Raw genomic sequence first — 18,266 nt, forward strand, 5'->3', positions numbered from 1 at the left:
AGATTAATCTTAAACAGGAAATCTAACTTTGCCATATTTTAAAATATGCAATCCGGCAAGCTCTGAAATTTAAAACCTTTATCTAAGTGAGCTGACCTTCACAAAACTAAAATATATTACCTCAAAATTACAAGGCTGCACCATACAAATCAGCAGCTGAGCAAAATAAATTAGCTATTTTAGCGGCAATTATGTTTGATATAATACAGCTTTTACCCGATTCTGTGGCCAACCAAATTGCCGCAGGTGAAGTAGTGCAAAGACCGGCATCGGCAGTAAAAGAACTGATTGAAAATGCCATTGATTCCGGCGCTGATAAAATCCAATTATTAATTAAGGATGCCGGGAAATCACTGATACAGGTTATTGATAATGGATGCGGCATGAGCATTACAGATGCCCGGATGTGTTTTGAAAGGCATGCAACTTCTAAAATTCGCAAAGCGGAAGATCTTTTTGCCATCCGTACCATGGGTTTTCGCGGCGAAGCCATGGCTTCCATTGCCGCCATTGCCCAGGTTGAACTGAAAACCCGCCGGCATGATGATGAACTGGGAAGCCGTATCTGTATAGAAGCATCCGAACTGATTAGTCAGGAACCGGTGTCTGCTATGCCGGGGACCAGTATCAGCGTTAAAAATTTATTTTACAATACTCCGGCCCGCCGTAATTTTCTGAAAGGAAATTCGGTCGAGATGCGTCATATAATTGATGAATTTCAGCGAGTAGCCTTATCTAAACCCGATATATTTTTCACCATGCACCATGATGGTAATGAGGTTTTTCATTTACCTAAGGGAAGTTTGAAACAGCGTATCATCCATCTGTTCGGGAATGCCTATAATCAAAAATTAGTGCCGGTAGAAGAAGATACCACCATTATTCAGTTAAAAGGCTATGCTGGCAAGCCCGAGTTTGCAAAAAAAACCAGGGGCGAGCAGTTTTTTTTCGTCAACAATCGTTTTATAAAAGACCCTTATTTAAATCATGCAGTTTTAACTGCTTACCGCGAAGTTTTGCCTCCGGAGAGTTTTCCGCTGTATGTGTTATTTATTGAAATTGATCCGACAAAAATCGACATCAATGTGCATCCTACCAAAACCGAGATTAAATACCAGGATGAAAAAGCCATTTATGCAATTATCCGCTCTGCGGTAAAGCGGGCGCTTGGTAAATACAACATCAGTCCCACACTCGATTTTAATCAGGAAACTGGTTTCAGCCAGATGATCACGCTGAAAGCTCAGGAAGATATAGTTCCACCGCAAATTAGTTTTAATCCTGATTTTAACCCTTTTGCATCAGAAAAAAACACCGAACGGGAAATCCCTTTTTTACGGAGTTCGGGTGAAACCCAAAGAACTTCAGCAAAGAACTGGGGGTCTTTGTATGAAATCGTTCAATCTGATAGTCATAAGCAACAGGAGATTGAAATGCCCGGAAACCGCGGCATTGATTTAGACAACCAGTCTATAAAAAAAATCGGCGAAAGACAGATATTTCAGTTACATAACCGTTTTATTATTTCGCAAATTAAATCCGGATTTATGCTGATTGATCAGCAGGCGGCGCATGAGCGGATTTTATACGAGCGCTTTCTGGAACAGCTTGAAAACAGGAAAGGTGCCAGTCAGCAAAGTTTGTTTCCACAAACTGTTACGTTAAATCTGGGGGATTTTGAACTTGTACGAGATTTGCTGCCGGATATTCAGGCATTGGGATTTCAGATCAGGGAATTTGGAAAAAATACGGTCATAGTAGAGGGAATTCCGGCAGACATTAGCAGCAACATCAGCGAAATAGAAATGCTGGAACATCTGATAGAGGGTTTTAAAAATAATCAGTTGGCATTAAAATTAAATAAACGAGATAATCTGGCCCGAACATTGGCCAGAAATACTGCTATAAAAACCGGCACCTCCTTATCTGCAGAGGAAATGAATATGATGATTGATGAACTTTTTGCCTGCGAAATGCCGAATGCATCTTTAAGCGGAAAACCGGTAATCATAACTATCACCTTAGATGAATTGATACAAAAATTTGACAAAAACTAAAGCACATACCTATTATACATGAGTACATTCCGATCATCTCCCTTTTCAAATATTCCGCCGGTTGTAAAAAACCTCCTTATTATTAATATCATCTTTTTTATTGCCACCGCTATTTTTGAAAGCAAGGGAATATCATTGATTGAATTACTTGGTGTATATTATTTTGACTCTCCAAAATTCAGCGTTTGGCAGCTAATTACATACATGTTTATGCATGGTGGATTTGCTCATATATTATTTAACATGTTTGCATTATTCACTTTTGGATCCACGGTTGAGAGCATCATGGGATCCAAAAGATTTTTAAACTTTTATCTTATAACCGGTTTGGGTGCTTTAGCATTGCAAATGGTGGTTCAGGCTATAGAAATTTATGGTTTTACAGGTGGTATAATAATCGATCCTGCAACTTATCAGTCGGCTGATACAAAAGCCATTAAAACTTTAAGTGAAATATATTTCACACCTATGGTTGGAGCTTCGGGCGCTATTTTTGGTTTGCTGATCGCCTTCGGAATGCTATTCCCAAATGCAGAATTATTTATTATGTTTATTCCTGTTCCGGTAAAAGCGAAGTTCATTATACCGGTGTACATATTATTGGAATTTTTTTTGGGAGTTGCTCAATTTGCAGGTGACTCGATTGCGCATTTTGCCCATTTAGGCGGAGCATTATTTGGTTTTATTCTTGTTAAATTGTGGAACCTGAAAAGACCGGGTAATTTTTATGAATAGATCTGTTTTTAGCGAGTTATATTATAAGGTATTCCAATCAGGAAACCGCTTATTCCTGTTTATAGGGATAAATGTGATGGTGTTTGTAGCTATCGGATTGATTGCGGTTGGCGAGTTTTTATTTAACAAAAGTACAACAACAACTGATCTCATCGTTCGCCATATTGCCATGCCGGCCTATTTACCAAAGCTGGCTCCAAAATTCTGGACCATCATTACCTATATGTTCGGTCACCAAAAATTTTTTCATATCCTTTTCAATATGCTCTGGCTGTACTGGCTGGGACGGATTTTCCTTGATTTTTTAAATCAGAAACAATTTACCTTCCTCTATTTTGCCGGTGGAATTGCGGGTGCATTATTTTTCATAACAGCCTACTATGTATTTCCTGCTTTTCAGGATGAAATTGAGTATTCGTCATTACTGGGGGCTTCTGCTAGTGTTATGGCTATAGTTGTGGCAACGGCTACCTTACTACCGGATTATACTATCAGCATGTTGCTTCTTGGACCTGTCCGATTAAAATATATCGCCCTGGTATATGTTCTTTTGGATATACTTGCAATAGCGGGAGCAAACCCCGGCGGAAGTATTGCCCATTTGGGAGGTGCTTTTATTGGGTTTTTATATATTAAACAGCTTCGGGCCGGAAACGACTGGAGTAAAATGTTCCTCAAAAAAAGAAAACTCACGGTAGTTAAAAAGGCCGATACTGCGCCGGTAAAAAGAAGTAATCTTCCGGATCAGGATATTATTGATACCATTCTGGATAAGATCTCCAAATCAGGTTATGAAAGCCTGAGTAAGAAAGAAAAAGAGCAACTTTTTAATGCCAGCAAAAAAGAATGATCCGCAAAAAAAAATCAAAATTTAGTTTTTTTAGTAAAAGTGTTTTTGTAGCCAACGTAATGGCTGCAATAATGCTGCTAATTTCTTACTGCGCTGCTTTTGTTGATCCGCAGACTTTCTGGCCATTAGCTTTTTTTGGCCTGGCTTATCCTGCATTCTTTTTTATTAATGTTCTCTTTATTATTTACTGGCTTATCCGTTCGCCAAAATTTGCACTGCTTTCATTTCTTTGCATTTTAACGGGCTATAAATTTGTGGCAAGCCATATTGGTTTCAGGGAAACAACAGCTATAGCAGTTCCTAAATCATCGCAAAATTTTTTACGTGTGATGACATATAACGTGCACAACTTTAAAAAATTCGGCGATAAGAATGACGAATTTACCAAGGACCAGATCCTGGACCTTATCAGAAAAGAGCAGCCCGATGTGTTATGTATCCAGGAATTCTTCTCCCGCAAAAAGGGCGACTATAATTTCATCAAGCTGATTCAGGAAATTATGGACACAGAACATTATTATTTTGAACCAAGCACTGATAATGGCTACGAAACACTTGGAATGGCCATTTTCTCTAAACTGCCTATAAAAAATAAAGGGATTCTTCACTTTAAAGATGTTCAGGGTAATGAAGCGCTATTTGTGGATGTAAAATTTAACGATAAGCCTGTCAGGATATATAATGTTCATTTTCAGTCTATAAATTTCAAACCCGAAGATTATAAATATATTAAGGGGATTACCAAGGAAAGAGATGTTGAATCATCCCGCAGGATTGGAAGCCGGCTTAAAAGAGCGTTTTTAAAGCGCAGCGATCAGGTTAAGCTGGTTAAAAAACACACAGAAGAATTAAACAGTCCTTTTGTTGTAGTCGGGGATTTTAATGATACGCCTGTTTCCTTCACTGTAAATTACATGTCTGATGGATTAAAAAATGCATTCAGAGAAAAAGGAAGCGGATTTGGGATAACATATAACGGAGAGTTTCCAAACTTTCAGATCGATTATATTCTGGTTTCTAAAGAGGTAAATGTTAAAAATTATCTTATAATTGACAAAAAACTATCAGACCATTACCCCGTAAGAAGTGATTTGGAATTTTAATGCAATAGAATACCTTACAATCATTTTATTCAAAAAAACATGACAAACAACATATTAATCTATAATACACTTAGCAGAACCAAGGAGGTATTTGAACCAATCAACGCTCCTTTTGTAGGATTATATGTTTGCGGACCTACTGTTTACAGCGATGTGCATTTGGGCAATTGCCGAACATTTGTATCATTTGATCTCATTTACCGCTACCTGCTTCATTTAGGGTTTAAAGTCCGTTATGTTCGCAACATAACCGATGCAGGTCACCTGGAAGGCGACCGCGATGAAGGCGACGATAAGTTTGCTAAAAAAGCCAAGCTTGAAAAGCTGGAGCCCATGGAAATTGTTCAGAAATACACTTTAGGTTTTCACGATGTGATGCGGCTTTTTAATGCCTTACCTCCCAACATAGAACCTACAGCTACCGGCCATATTTCTGAGCAAATAGAAATGGTGAAACAGATTATTGATAACGGGTACGCTTATGAAGTAAACGGAACAGTATATTTCGATGTAGAAAAGTATAGTAAAGAACATAATTATACCCTGCTTACCAATCGTTTGCTTGAAGACTTATTGGAAGGTACCCGTGTTTTAGGCGGACAGGATGAAAAAAAAGGCCGTCTGGATTTTGCCTTATGGATAAAAGCCAAGCCCGAGCACATTATGCACTGGCCTTCTCCATGGAGCGTAGGTTTCCCGGGCTGGCATATTGAATGTTCTGCCATGAGTAATAAATATCTGGGCGAGAGATTTGATATTCACGGAGGCGGAATGGATCTGGCAGCAACACATCATACCAACGAAATAGCTCAGTCTCAGGCTTGCAATCATACCCAACCGGTAAAATACTGGATGCACACCAATATGCTGACTGTTAACGGTACGCGAATGTCTAAATCTGCCGGTAATGGTTTCCTTCCGGGTGAACTTTTCACCGGCCAGCACCCTTTGCTAAAGCGTGGTTATTCACCTATGGCGGTACGGTTTTTTATGTTACAGGCTCATTACCGCAGCACTCTGGATTTTTCAAATGACGCTTTAGATGCTTCCGACAAAGGTTTTAAACGATTGATGACTGCTATTGCTTTACTTAATAAGCTAAAACCATCAGGTGAGAAGTCAGGCCTGGATATCCAGGATCTCGAAAAGCGTTGTTACGCTGCAATGAATGATGATTTTAACAGTCCGGTATTGCTTTCAGAATTATTTGAAGCGGTGCGTTTTATCAACAGCGTTTATGACGGAAAAGCAGTTGTTACAGAATCAGATCTGGCTTTATTGAAAAAACTGATGAATAATTTCGTATTTGATATCCTGGGTCTGCAGCAAGAAATTCCTCAGTCTAATGACATAAATAAATTAATGGAATTTGTAATTAAACTCAGAAACGAAGCAAAAGCTGCAAAAGATTATGCCACATCTGACAAGATCCGGATTAGTTTAAATGAAATGGGGATTCAGTTAAAGGATAATAAAGAAGAAACGAGCTGGAGTAAAATCTAAGAATTTTAAGATTAAAAAAAATGGCTGCCGCATCCCGGTCAGCCATTTTTTTTGGAAATATTATCACAGAGTATTATAATATTTTACAATACGAATTAAATCAGCTTCATTTTTCACGTTCAATTTATTCTGGCTGATGAATTTTTCCACCATAGGTTCTTGATCACCCGTAAGGGTAAGAAGTCCTGCTTTATCTTTTTTAAATCTGACTATCTCTGCATTGTGAAATATATAGTAAGCCTCCGCCTCTAAAAAATTTCGAGTAACCGATGCTGAATTGAATGGCCGCACTTCATTAATCTCTTGCTTTATTCGTTTCAATAAGGTCATATTTCCTTCTTCAAGTACCTCATAAAAAGTTTTTGAAGTATAGGTATCTGTATTCTTAAATCCGTTTCTAAACAATCTTCCTTGTAAACTATCTGTTTCAGGAAAAACGAGATTAAATTCTGCCACTTGCTCTACAAAACGCAATGGCTGTTGATTTTTGCTTTGAAATATAGGCTCATCAGCAACCAGATCGTATTTCAACAGCACATCCTTATATACTTTTCCATTTAATAGTTTTACAGTTCCATTAATCCAAATGTCAGTTAGAAAAGGGCTTCCTTCAATATTGGTATAACTCGTTTCCCGGTAGGGTCGACCTGTAATATCATATAGAAGGGAATTTTGCGCTTTTGTTAAAAGCGGCATAATTATTAACATACTAATGATGTAGATTTTTTTAAAGAATCTATTTTTCATGGTACTAACATTTCTGTCTGAGATGAATTCTAACTATTATGGTTCTGCTGAAAGAGAGATCCAAAACTTACGTAAACTTAAGATATATATTATTGGCGCAATGTCAATATTATTATTTTCAACCTTAGCATTTTTAATCCTTACCTCCGCCCCAATTAATTCCCTTGCAGGCATATTCATAATTATAAGTGCGCTAATAACACTTTTAGTTATTTTTTTAGTTATCCGGGGCTTTAATCTGGCAATGCATATTTCTGCAGATAAAGTTTCCAAAAAAGAGATATCTGATCCGGTACTGATTTCAGATCATTACGATACAGAAGATCATCTGAATGAAAAAAAGCATTTCAGAAGTATTCTGTCGCATGACATGCGGAGTCCTTTAAGCAGTATGATCCTGGTTGCAAGCATGATCAAGGAGATGAATAAACTTCCGGACATACAGCCTTTTCTGGAAATGATTGAAAAATCAGCAAGAAAAGAACTGGATATGGTAGGTACTTTATTGATATTAATGAATTCAGATGCCGAAAATCAAAAGTATCATGAGCAGGTTTCGTTAAAGAATTTGATGGACAAAGCCATTAATGAGGTACGTGAGATTATACCCGATGGTAAAGTTAGTTTAAGAATAAATATTGAGGAGAACCCTGTACTTCAGGCAAATCCGGATGCTCTTCTGCTGGTATTTAAAAATCTGCTGATTAATGCAATGCAGTTTTCGCCCGAAGGTGGAATTGTTGAGATTAACGGGCGGCAGGATGAACACAATCTGTTTGTAGAGATAACTGATAATGGGCCCGGATTTATCGAAGAAAAACATTTTTTTGAATCTGCAACATTAAATAATCCGGATCGTTTCAGAGAATCGGAAGATAGTATTGGTCTATACTTTTGCAGCAAAATCATTCGGAATCACCATGGCACAATTCATGCTTACAGTGATGGATCAGATAAAGGTGCAAGGTTTGAACTGGTTTTACCCCGACCGAAAGAAAACATTTCTTCTTAATTTCATGAGAAAACAAATTTCCATTTTACTTTTTTTCCTACTACCTGCAGGCGCTATTTACGCACAAACGTCAAACGGTACTGTAAGTTCTTTAGTTGCTGCTGAAAACTATTTTGCCGGAATAGCCAAAGAGAAAGGAGTTAAAAAAGCCTTTTTAACAGTAAGTGATGAAAACACCATCGTATTCAGACCTAATCCTGTTAAAGCAGAAAAATATTTTGGAAAGCAGGACGGGGATGACAGTCAGCTATCATGGCATCCTACTCTGGCAAAGATTTCCAAAAGTGGCGACTGGGGTTTTACAACCGGCCCGTATATTTTTAAAACTTCTTTGGAAGATGAGAAAACCACTTACGGACAATATCTTTCTGTATGGAAAATGAACAGCAAAGGCGTTTGGAAGCTGGCCATAGACTTAGGTATTCCTCATGATAAACCCAAAACTGAAGAGAAACTACACTTTACAGATCCCAAAAACACACGCTTTTTTAACCAGCGATCTGTAAAACGATTACAGCAAAGAGAAGAAATGATCTTAACCAGCGATGAGCTATTTTCTGCCACATTAAAAAATTACAAGAATCTGGCTTATAATGTCTTTCTAGGTGATGATGCCCGGTTGTTATTTCCCGGTTATGAGCCCATTATTGGCAAAACCAATATTACGGACTTTTTAAGAAATCAGGAACTTCAGATTGCTACAGAACCTGTTGAAGCCGACCGTGCTCTTGGAAGCGACCTGGCCTATACTTACGGTACCGCTACAATTGCTTATAAGGGTAAAGAAAGCAAATATAACTATGTTCGTATTTGGGAAGTACAGGACGGGCATAAATGGAATGTTACCGTTGAGGTATTTAGCCCGGCCGGGGAATAATTTATAATTATTGATCTCAATACTCAGCAGGAGACTAGGACCAAAGATCACATCATCACTAAATCAAAAAACGTTCGGCCTGATGTAAAAACAGCAAATCTAATCTTTGTATATAAACACTTCAATGCGGCCATCCTTAGTAACCGTTCCGCGGTACATACCTGCGGTATTGAAAGGCATGGATACATTCCCTTTTTTGTCCAGAGCAATTAATCCGCCGTCACCGCCTAAAGCAGGAACTTTTTTCATCACTACCTCTTCTGCCGCATCATTCACAGATAAACCTTTATATTCCATCAAAGCGGCAACATCATAAGCTACTACATTTCTGATAAAGAATTCCCCCCATCCAGTGCAGGAAATCCCAACATTTTTATTGGCATACGTACCTATACCAATTAAAGGTGCATCGCCAACACGGCCATATTTTTTATTGGTCATGCCACCGGTAGATGTAGCTGCTGCCAGATTTCCATTAAGATCCAATGCTACGGCACCAACCGTACCGAATTTGTGATCGCGATTTTCAACTCCCAGTTTCATGGATTTCTTATTGCCATGATCAAGCTCGGTTTTTGTAGAATCTTCCTTTTTAATAGCCTGCAAAGCATCCCATCTGGATTTCGTCCAAAAGTATTTGGGATCTACAATCTCAACTCCCGATTCCCTGGCAAATTTTTCAGCTCCGGAACCTACCATCATCACATGCTCAGATTTTTCCATTACTGCCCGGGCTGCTGTAATTGGATTTTTTATGGTAGTTACTCCTGCAACAGATCCGGCCATTAATGTTTTGCCATCCATAATAGCTGCATCCAGTTCATTTTTACCTTCATTTGTAAATACTGCCCCTTTACCCGCATTAAACAGAGGCGAATCTTCCATGATCCTTACCGTAGCTTCAATTGCATTTAAACTGCTTTCCCCTTTTTTAAGCTTATCATAGCCGGTTTGTAATGCCTGAGTTAAAGTTTCCTTATATGCTTTTTCTCTTTCGGGTGTCATTTGAGATTTCAGAATAGTGCCCGCACCGCCATGGATAACCATAACAAAATTGCCCTGATCTTTACTGTTTTGAGAAAAAACCATGCTGCTGCACACACATACCAAAAAAACGCTGAGAACAAGTTTGCTGATTATGACTTTCATGATGACTCTAAATTTCTTAAATTTATCAATAAATCATCATGAACCATGAGTGCAAGTCCTAAAAACTATCAAAATTTGTTAGATGCAATAAATGGCTTGCGTCAAAGAGGCTATGATTATGACTTTGATTATGAGAATGCCTGTTTATACTGCAAATTAATAAGCAAGAAATTTAAACCTGAGGACCTTCGGATTACCGAATATTACCGCTTTGAAGGCATGAGCAGTCCGGATGATAATTCAGTTTTATACGCCATTGAAAGTACCGACGGGCATAAGGGAATTCTGATAGACGCTTACGGAGCTTATTCTGATGAATATAAAGCAGCCTTTATTAAAGATATTCCGGTAGTTGCAGATTAAAGCAGGTTGCTGATAAGTTTCTCAACACTCATTCCCTCAGCTTCCGCTTTGTAATTACGTACGATCCTGTGACGCAGAATAGAATGTGCTACTGCCTGTACATCTTCCTTATCTGGAGAATATTTCCCGGAAACTGCCGCATGGCATTTAGCACCTAATACAAGAAACTGGGAAGCCCGTGGACCGGCGCCCCAGCTTAAAAACTTATTGACTTCGTCTGTAGCATTTTCTGTACCTGGACGGGTTTTAGAGGCCAGCGAAACAGCATATTCCAGAACATTGTCGGCAATAGGAATATTACGTACCAGCTGTTGAAAATATCGGATTTCATTTGCATTCAATATTTTCTTCAGCTCTACTTTGCGGTTAGCGGTTGTATTTCTTACAACCATTAATTCTTCCTGATAAGATGGATACGTTAAAGATATATTAAACATAAAGCGATCCAGCTGCGCCTCGGGTAATGGATAAGTTCCTTCCTGTTCTATCGGATTTTGTGTTGCCAGAACAAAAAATGGCTGCGGCAAATGGTGACTAAAACCTCCAACTGTAACCACTTTTTCTTGCATTGCTTCTAACAAAGCGGCCTGGGTTTTGGGCGGAGTACGGTTTATTTCATCCGCAAGAATAATATTTGAAAAAACTGGTCCGCGTATGAATTTAAAAGACCGATCCTCGCCTAAAATTTCTGATCCAATAATATCAGATGGCATCAGATCAGGAGTAAATTGAATACGGTTATAACTCAAATCCAGTACCTGTGCAACGGTTTGAACCAATAATGTTTTCGCCAGTCCGGGAACTCCCACCAAAAGGCAATGACCATTACTAAAAATAGAAATCAACACGGCTTTAATCACATCATCCTGCCCAACTATTACTTGAGCAATCTCTGATCTGATTTCGCGATACGCATAACTTAAAGCATCAACAGCTTGAACATCCGTGCTATATGACTTCATAAAATTAATTTACCGGTGTAAGCCATGACTGCAGAATGCTGCAGGTGGAAAACTCATTATCAATTTTAATATACGTTGTTTTTCTTCGTTTTTCAAACCACTCGCTTACAGTGCGACTAGTCTTATCCTCGAAGGCTGCATCTTTAATTTTAGGAAAATCCTGTTCCAGATTTGCTTTATGAGGACCGGTCTTTGATTTAAGGTATAAGAATCTATACCCCTGTTTTCCATCTGCGGCTGTAAAAATTGACGGCTCAGAATAGCTTCCCACTTTCATAGTATCCACTGTTAAGAAAACCTGAGCATCCAATTTATCAGTAGGAATAAAAGTTGTGCGGCTCTGAACATTCTCTGCATTTAACAGCATGCCGCCATTATACTTAGTTTCGTTGTTACCTGAATACAGGGAAGCTGAGGTTGCAAAATCAAGCTTGCCTTCTTTTACTTTAGTGTAAATACTGTCTATATGTACTTTAGCACGCTGTAAGCTTTCAGAAGTTGATTCAGATTTTATCAGTATGTGGCGAACATTTACCTGCTCTCCCCTGCGCTCAACAACCTGCAAAACGTGAAAACCGTATTCTGTTTCAAATACCGGAGATAATTCTCCTGGCTTTAACTTAAATGCCATAGCCGCAAATTCCTTCACAAAAGTAGAACGGTCGGCAAAACCCAAATCACCACCTTCACGTGCTGATCCCGGATCCTGAGAATATAAGCGGGCCAATGTTCCAAAATCCTCACCACCTTTTATTCTTAAACGTAAAGCTTCCGCTTTATCGCGATATACTTCTTTTTCAAGTTTGTTTAAAGTTGGATAAATTACTACTTCGCCAACTTCCACCTCAGTGTTATAATACGGAAGACTGTCTTGCGGAATGGCATCATAAAAACGTTTTACTTCCAATGGGGTGATACCTACATTTTCTGTAATCTTTCCCTGCATTTTATTTGCTACAAGCTGCTCGCGAATATCCGGACGGATCTCATCTTTATATTGAATAACAGATCTGTTCAGAAACTGCTCTAAACGTTCCTGACCGCCTGCTCTGGAAGTCATTACTCTTAAACGGCGATCGATTTCATCATCTACCTGAGGTTCGGTAACCGTTACAGAATCTATCACAGCTTGCTGAGCAAGTAATTTTTGGGCCAGTATCTGCTGCAGTATTGTACATTTTATTTCCGGATTCTCCGGATTTCCCTGAGCCAGATATTGGGCATATTGCATTTCGATATCAGATTGCAGCACAATGGTACTGCCCACAACTGCAGCTATTTTATCAATTGATCTTTTTTGTGCCTGAACATGGGTAAGCGTAATAAAAAGAAGTGCACTAATTATCCCTAAGGTCTTTCTCATTTTGTTGTATTCTTCTGTTATTTATTCAATTGCCGGTTGAGGCAATTTGTATTTTATAATATTGTATAACCAACCGCAATTGGTTATTTAAACTTTCGCAAAATTATCAGATATATTTATTAATCAAGCATTTTTAAACTTTCGGAATGATATAGTTTTAAAAAGCCCTCCCATTGCCAGTTAAGCAATATTTAATCAGCGAATGAGCCTTTTTAACTCGGAGCGATTTACAACAACCGGATATTTTTGCTTTAATTGTTTAATCCACTCTTCTTCCAGAAAATTCTGATAATCGGATAAAACGAGGCCTCTCACTTCATCAAAAGTTTTTTGGCGGGAAGGGAAAACCTCGTGAATTTGTACAAGTACATGCACATTTCCAACAATTATTTCAGAGTCTGTATTGCTTTTCCAGGTAGCCCTGTCTGCAAACATATGCTCTGACCGCTCATATACACCTTTATTAATTACCAGATTAAGCGGATTACTTTGATTTAACTTTTGCAGTATTTCCTGTTCAGGAATATTTTGTTTCAGCATTTGCTTGGTTTCTGCCAGAAGTTTGGCAGAGCCTGTTACATAAATATTTGCACTGGCTCGCTCCTTCCACATATAATTTTGCCTGTGCGACTCAAAAAAAGCTTTTAAGCCGGCAGTATCCGTTTGTGATAAATCCCAAATCTTACGTTCAGAGTAATTGTATAACAAAATTCCGTTCCGGTATTCATTCATCAAAAATCTAAAATCAGGATAATGGGCTTCCAGATGATTGTTTTCCAGAGCAATAAGCTTGTGATTCATAAAATCCTGGTACCAGTCAGCACTAGTCTTAGCCAAGGGCCCTTCTATCTGCCGGCGTTCCTGAATATATTTGGCCAATGCAGGGAGCAATACCTTTTCTTTGTTAACAGTAAACAAAACTGCATTTGAATATTTTTCAGGATCATTTAAGAGTTTAGTTAAAGCTTCCTCACTTTTATAATCCGAATTTTCCTGCAGCCGGTATTCTTTTTTAAGGCGGCTTATAAATAAATCCTGACTTAATGCAGATCGCTCATCGGCCGTAACCCGGTTCTTCAAAATATTTCTTACCTGTTCTAATGGAGGCAATGGAAATTTTTGGATCAGTTTAATAATGTGCCAGCCATAATTGGATTGAACCGGATTGGATATATCGCCTTCGGAAACTAAAGTGAATGCGGTATTTTCAAATTGCTTTACCGACTGGCCAAGGCTTAATATGGGCAGAAGTCCGCCTTTTAATCCAGAATTTTTATCATCCGAATACTGCTTGGCCATGGAAGAAAAATCCTCACCAGAATTTAACCTTTTATGAATCTCGAATATTTTATTTCTGGCCAGAACGGAATCGGCGTACGAACTATTCGGTGCTACTGCGACCATAATATGAGCCACTTCCCGCTGTCCCGGATTGGGCAGCACATCATTTATTTTAATAATATGATATCCAAAACGTGTTCTTACAATTGAAGATATTTTTCCTTTTGGCGTAGTGTAAGCCGCCGTTTCAAAGGGATAAAGCATCTGGAAAGCAGTGAAATTACCCACACTTCCCTTACTTCCGGCTGCTCCCGGTTCTTCAGAATACCTGGAGGCAAGTTCCTCAAAAGAACTTCCATTTAATGCCTGATCTTTTATATCCCTGATCTTATTGTATGCGATCAATGTATCGGCTGGAGTAGCCTGGGGAGCACATAAAACTAAAATATGACTGGCGTTGATGATCTTTTGAGAACGTTCATACGCTTCCACAATCAGTTTATCCGAAACCTCACGCTCTAATAAATAACGTTCGGCAAGCTTTGCCCGGTAACCGTCAAGTTCCTGCTTAAAACCTTCTTCCTGATCCAGACCGTGAGCTTCGGCATCGATCACTTTCAACCTGAAATTGCTGTATAAATCCAGGTACGATTTTAAACTCTTTTCATCAAAAGCAGGCGGAGTGCCGTTGCTCTTATTATAAACCCATAAAAATTCCTGAACTGTAACTTCTTTTGAACCTAACTTCACAAGAGTTTGAGCTTGTATAGACGAGATGCTGCATAGTATGAAAAAGGCAAGAAAGGGTTTTCTCATTTAGATTAAGGAACAATTGCTTTAGCTAACGAATTTTGGCCTAAGTTAGTCTTTTGGCTTAATAGCTATAGTCATTTAACTCTTTTTAACAGATATCAGAATCGTATTAAAACAGGTATGAAACTCAATACAGAAAGTATTGGCTTTACTAAAATGGATTCTATCTTTGCTCGTAAAAATTATACCTGATGTCAAACTTATTAAGTGATGATCCTGCTGCATTGAAATTGCTCATGAATGAAGATTTGTATTTCATCCGCGAAACTCAGCCCAAAGTTGTAAGTAAGGAGAAAGCCACTGTGCATCAGGTACTTGAAAAAAGCAATACTATTACTGAAGCCGATAAGCTAGTGGAAGTTCCCCGGCCTGATAAGATTCCTGAAGTTGTAATGCCGGCAGATGAACCCAATGCGGGAAAAGCCATATATACGGATTTTAACTACTTAGGTGAAAACAATAAATATTTCCTGGTGCTTATCCAGGATCAGATTCATACACATCTCAATGCTGCTCATAAAGACCTGCTTTTAAATATCCTGAAAGCAAAAAAAATGGATCTTCGTGATGTTGCCATCGTTAACCTCCGCTCCTATCCGGAAGTGACTTTTACGCAGCTGAAAGACTTTTTTGTTTGTAACCGCATGTTGATTCTTGGAATTCCGCCGGCTCAAATTGCTTTGCCTTCCATAACCCTTAACCGGGATGAAAAGCATAAAGAAGTAAAAATTCTGGCTTCCTTCAGTCTTGGTGAGATGCAAAACGATGTCAACAAAAAAAGGGAATTCTGGAACGTACTCAAAGCTTTTTAATATGGAACTGATATTTGCTACCAACAATCAACATAAATTAGAAGAGGTTCAGTCCCTTATAGGATCTGAGTTTAATCTGAAAAGCCTAAATGATATGGGCTACTCTGAGGATATTCCAGAAACTGGTCACACATTTAAGGCAAATGCCAGTCAGAAAACGCATTTTATATTTGAGCATTTTAATATGAATTGCTTTGCGGATGATTCAGGTTTAGAAATAGATGCACTTAATGGAGAACCCGGCGTTTATTCGGCACGCTATTCAGGCAGTCGCGATCCGAAGAAGAACCTCGAACTGGTTCTGGAAAAAATGCAAAACTTAAATAACCGGAAAGCCCGCTTTAAGACTGTGATTTCGCTGATGCTGAATGGGAAGGAATATTTTTTTGACGGAATTGCAGAAGGTGTGATCACAGAAAATCAATCCGGATCAGAAGGTTTTGGCTACGACCCAATTTTTAAACCTGATGGCTATGAACATACTTTTGCTGAAATGAGCCTGTCTGAAAAAAACCGCATCAGCCACCGGGCAAAAGCAATGGAAAAACTCATTTCTTTCTTAAAAGAAATTCAGCAATCATAAGTTGGCCAGAATGTATTAACCAACATAGCTTCAATAAAAAGCGCTAATTTTTCTTTTCATTAGCTGCTTTCTTTACCTCTGTTTTTTTAGCTAAAGGTTTAGCAGGCAATTTTGGCTTTAGTACACGTGCTGCTTTGTTAAAAGACGGAATTATTTCTTCCATTGATTTAGGCCTGTCTTTTGGTTTCCAAATAAATCCTTTTAAAATATCCTCATCAACCGGGATTTTATCAACCGGGTAATAAGTCCCTTCAGGTTTTTTTATGGAAATAATATCCGATAATTTATTTTTTTCAAAAAGAACTTTAATGCGGCTGCTTACCATTCTGTTCATTCCGCTATATTCATCTTTCTCCTTGACATAATAAATACTTTCTGCATTTCCATCCACAAACAACCTGTCCAGCCGGCTCTCTTTAAAAAAGCCGGTGATTACTTTTCCACGAACCTGATTAAAGTGCAGAGAGTCATTTTCTTCAGTATTCACAATAAAGCTGTTATGCTGTAAAAGCATATTATCCAGCTTTTTATTCTTTAACTGAAGATAAACAGTATCTCCGGAAAGCTGAGAACCCTGGGTCCAGAACATGGGATTGATGTAACACCGAACGGTTGAATCTCCATAACTAAAAAACATAGAATCTGATTTAGCCTGCAAGTCTGACTTAAATATTTTAGCACGATGGTAAGCCATTACAATTCTAACTTTTGCTGTATCCTGATCAAGTGAATCTTTCAGCAACACAACCGGTTTTTCAGTTACTTTTTCAGCAGCCTGCTTTCTTGCCTCACGCTTAGTTAACTTAGGTTTTACTGTATCGGTTTTGGCTTTAATTACATCGGGTTTCGGTTGTAATATAATCAGCGAATCGGGTTCAGGATTCGTTTTCACAGAATCTTTGAGAATTATTTCATCTTCCTGTTTCTCTTCAATTGCTTTTTTATCCTTGCGGTTTAAACGGGCACTTTTTGCCGGAGCCGCTTTTACCAGTTCCTTTTTATCAGAATAAGCTGCATTAACTGCATCTTCCGGACTTGTTTTTGGTTCAGGTTCATCCAATTCAGTATCTTTTTTTAGCTCATCCTTACGGTAAGGTGTTACCAGGCTTTTAAGAACTACTTTACTAAAAAGCGTATCGGCAGTCATATAAATGGAATCCACTTTTGAAGAATCTGATTCTGTGGTAATGATCACATACGCATTTTTTGTTGCTACAATACTTTGGTCATCTTTTCTATAAACACCCATATCACCTTTAAAAGTGATTTTTTGTGCTGCATCCAAGAAAGTGATATTCTTTATAGCCCTACCGTAACCTGCCCGGCGGTCGTAAAAAAGACTGTCGCCTTTGAGAGATTTGCTCCCTTGCGTATACAGGTTCTTTTTCCCAAAACGAGCCTGATCATTACTGGTATTATATTGTCCGTTTTCCGTATAGAGGGTGTCATCTTTACCATAAATATTGGTTGGCCCGTAGAAAAAAGCAATTTTTGAAGTGGTATTATATCGTAAGGTATCTGATTTGATCAGAGCCTCGGGCGAAGTCACGATCACATTATTTCTGAAAAAGGCATCTCTTGAATTCGCAAAATAATACCCTCTCTTACTGGTAACTGTATTTTGTCCGTTAACAATTTTCCCGCCTCCGGTATAACTTCCAACTTTAGTACCCATATTATAGGTTAAAAAGTCAGTAGATAAAGTTGCATCACCATCAATCAGCCGCACATTTCGGGTTAGAATAGCCAGTTTATTATTTCCGTTGTAATTTAGCAGTTCTGAATAAACCGTAGTTCCGTTACTTTGAGTAATAACCACGTTTCCAAAAGCATCGAAGGTATTTTGACTCTGATTAAAATTGGCACTATCCGCTGCCAGTGTAGAACCGTCGTGAGAAAAAATTGGCCTTATAATTCGCACCAAACCCTTTTGCTGCAGTCCTTTTAGCAATTGCGATGAAACCAGCTGAACCTGCTTGGGTTGCTGCGCAAAAGCAGAAAATGACAGAACAGAAATAATAACTAAAACAAAATATTTTCTCACACCACAAAATTA

16 protein-coding genes are annotated in these 18,266 nt (G+C 38.5%); 10 read left to right on the forward strand and 6 right to left on the reverse strand.

Translation table 11 applies throughout. From position 1 onward, the window contains the following. Window positions 1-191: 191 nt before the first annotated feature. The 5 genes from mutL to cysS are packed head-to-tail and all read left to right on the forward strand — an operon-like array spanning window position 192 to window position 6,248. Entirely contained in the window at window positions 192-2,057 is a 1,866-nt protein-coding gene (gene mutL, locus G521_RS0101535) for a DNA mismatch repair endonuclease MutL (RefSeq protein WP_026896938.1), read from the forward strand. Window positions 2,058-2,075: 18 nt separating this feature from the next. Then, window positions 2,076-2,792 (forward strand): rhomboid family intramembrane serine protease, encoded by a 717-nt coding sequence (locus G521_RS0101540; protein WP_026896939.1) that lies wholly within the window; start codon window positions 2,076-2,078, stop codon window positions 2,790-2,792. After that, the gene (locus G521_RS0101545) at window positions 2,785-3,642 is read left to right on the forward strand and encodes a rhomboid family protein (RefSeq protein ID WP_026896940.1); all 858 of its coding nucleotides are present in this window, start codon (window positions 2,785-2,787) and stop codon (window positions 3,640-3,642) included. The genes G521_RS0101540 and G521_RS0101545 overlap by 8 nt, the downstream gene beginning before the upstream one ends. Beyond that, a complete protein-coding gene (locus tag G521_RS0101550) occupies window positions 3,639-4,745 on the forward strand; it encodes an endonuclease/exonuclease/phosphatase family protein (protein ID WP_026896941.1) in 1,107 nt (368 codons plus the stop codon). Before G521_RS0101545 ends, G521_RS0101550 begins: the two co-directional genes overlap by 4 nt. Before the next feature lie 39 nt (window positions 4,746-4,784). Then, on the forward strand, window positions 4,785-6,248 hold the full coding sequence (gene cysS, locus G521_RS0101555; RefSeq protein ID WP_026896942.1) for a cysteine--tRNA ligase: 1,464 nt from the start codon (window positions 4,785-4,787) through the stop codon (window positions 6,246-6,248). Window positions 6,249-6,311: 63 nt separating this feature from the next. Here cysS and G521_RS0101560 read toward each other — a convergent pair whose 3' ends face one another. Then, the gene (locus tag G521_RS0101560; protein WP_162141778.1) at window positions 6,312-6,995 is read right to left on the reverse strand and encodes a hypothetical protein; all 684 of its coding nucleotides are present in this window, start codon (window positions 6,993-6,995) and stop codon (window positions 6,312-6,314) included. Between G521_RS0101560 and G521_RS0101565 the strand changes: the two genes are divergently transcribed. Both G521_RS0101565 and G521_RS0101570 read left to right on the forward strand, forming a co-directional pair. Then, complete coding sequence (locus G521_RS0101565; RefSeq protein WP_026896944.1) at window positions 6,994-8,007, forward strand: sensor histidine kinase; 1,014 nt, start codon at window positions 6,994-6,996, stop codon at window positions 8,005-8,007. The genes G521_RS0101560 and G521_RS0101565 overlap by 2 nt on opposite strands. A gap of 4 nt (window positions 8,008-8,011) precedes the next feature. Further along, the gene (locus tag G521_RS0101570) at window positions 8,012-8,884 is read left to right on the forward strand and encodes a hypothetical protein (RefSeq protein WP_026896945.1); all 873 of its coding nucleotides are present in this window, start codon (window positions 8,012-8,014) and stop codon (window positions 8,882-8,884) included. Window positions 8,885-8,983: 99 nt separating this feature from the next. Here the strand turns inward: G521_RS0101570 and G521_RS0101575 are convergent, their stop codons facing one another. Continuing rightward, complete coding sequence (locus G521_RS0101575; protein WP_026896946.1) at window positions 8,984-10,033, reverse strand: isoaspartyl peptidase/L-asparaginase family protein; 1,050 nt, start codon at window positions 10,031-10,033, stop codon at window positions 8,984-8,986. Window positions 10,034-10,078: 45 nt separating this feature from the next. Here G521_RS0101575 and G521_RS0101580 point away from each other — a divergent pair, with 45 nt between their 5' ends. Then, a complete protein-coding gene (locus tag G521_RS0101580) occupies window positions 10,079-10,396 on the forward strand; it encodes a hypothetical protein (protein WP_026896947.1) in 318 nt (105 codons plus the stop codon). Here the strand turns inward: G521_RS0101580 and G521_RS0101585 are convergent. From G521_RS0101585 to G521_RS0101595, 3 genes are all read right to left on the reverse strand, one after another. Next, window positions 10,393-11,358, reverse strand: coding sequence for an AAA family ATPase (locus G521_RS0101585; protein ID WP_026896948.1), 966 nt, complete (start codon window positions 11,356-11,358; stop codon window positions 10,393-10,395). The genes G521_RS0101580 and G521_RS0101585 overlap by 4 nt on opposite strands. Window positions 11,359-11,362: 4 nt before the next feature. Next, a complete protein-coding gene (locus tag G521_RS0101590) occupies window positions 11,363-12,721 on the reverse strand; it encodes a peptidylprolyl isomerase (protein ID WP_026896949.1) in 1,359 nt (452 codons plus the stop codon). Window positions 12,722-12,916: 195 nt separating this feature from the next. Then, complete coding sequence (locus G521_RS0101595; protein ID WP_026896950.1) at window positions 12,917-14,818, reverse strand: peptidylprolyl isomerase; 1,902 nt, start codon at window positions 14,816-14,818, stop codon at window positions 12,917-12,919. A 188-nt stretch (window positions 14,819-15,006) separates the two neighbouring features. Between G521_RS0101595 and G521_RS0101600 the strand changes: the two genes are divergently transcribed. Both G521_RS0101600 and rdgB read left to right on the forward strand, forming a co-directional pair. Next, window positions 15,007-15,627 (forward strand): hypothetical protein, encoded by a 621-nt coding sequence (locus G521_RS0101600; RefSeq protein WP_026896951.1) that lies wholly within the window; start codon window positions 15,007-15,009, stop codon window positions 15,625-15,627. Between the two features lies 1 nt (window position 15,628). Next, window positions 15,629-16,210, forward strand: coding sequence for an RdgB/HAM1 family non-canonical purine NTP pyrophosphatase (gene rdgB / locus G521_RS0101605; RefSeq protein ID WP_026896952.1), 582 nt, complete (start codon window positions 15,629-15,631; stop codon window positions 16,208-16,210). Between the two features lie 43 nt (window positions 16,211-16,253). On the opposite strand, the gene G521_RS16235 is transcribed toward rdgB, so the two are convergent. Next, window positions 16,254-18,254 (reverse strand): OstA-like protein, encoded by a 2,001-nt coding sequence (locus G521_RS16235; protein ID WP_051189366.1) that lies wholly within the window; start codon window positions 18,252-18,254, stop codon window positions 16,254-16,256. Window positions 18,255-18,266: the final 12 nt, after the last annotated feature.

Source organism: Daejeonella oryzae DSM 19973, assembly GCF_000422945.1.
Classification (GTDB): Bacteria; Bacteroidota; Bacteroidia; order Sphingobacteriales; family Sphingobacteriaceae; genus Daejeonella; species Daejeonella oryzae.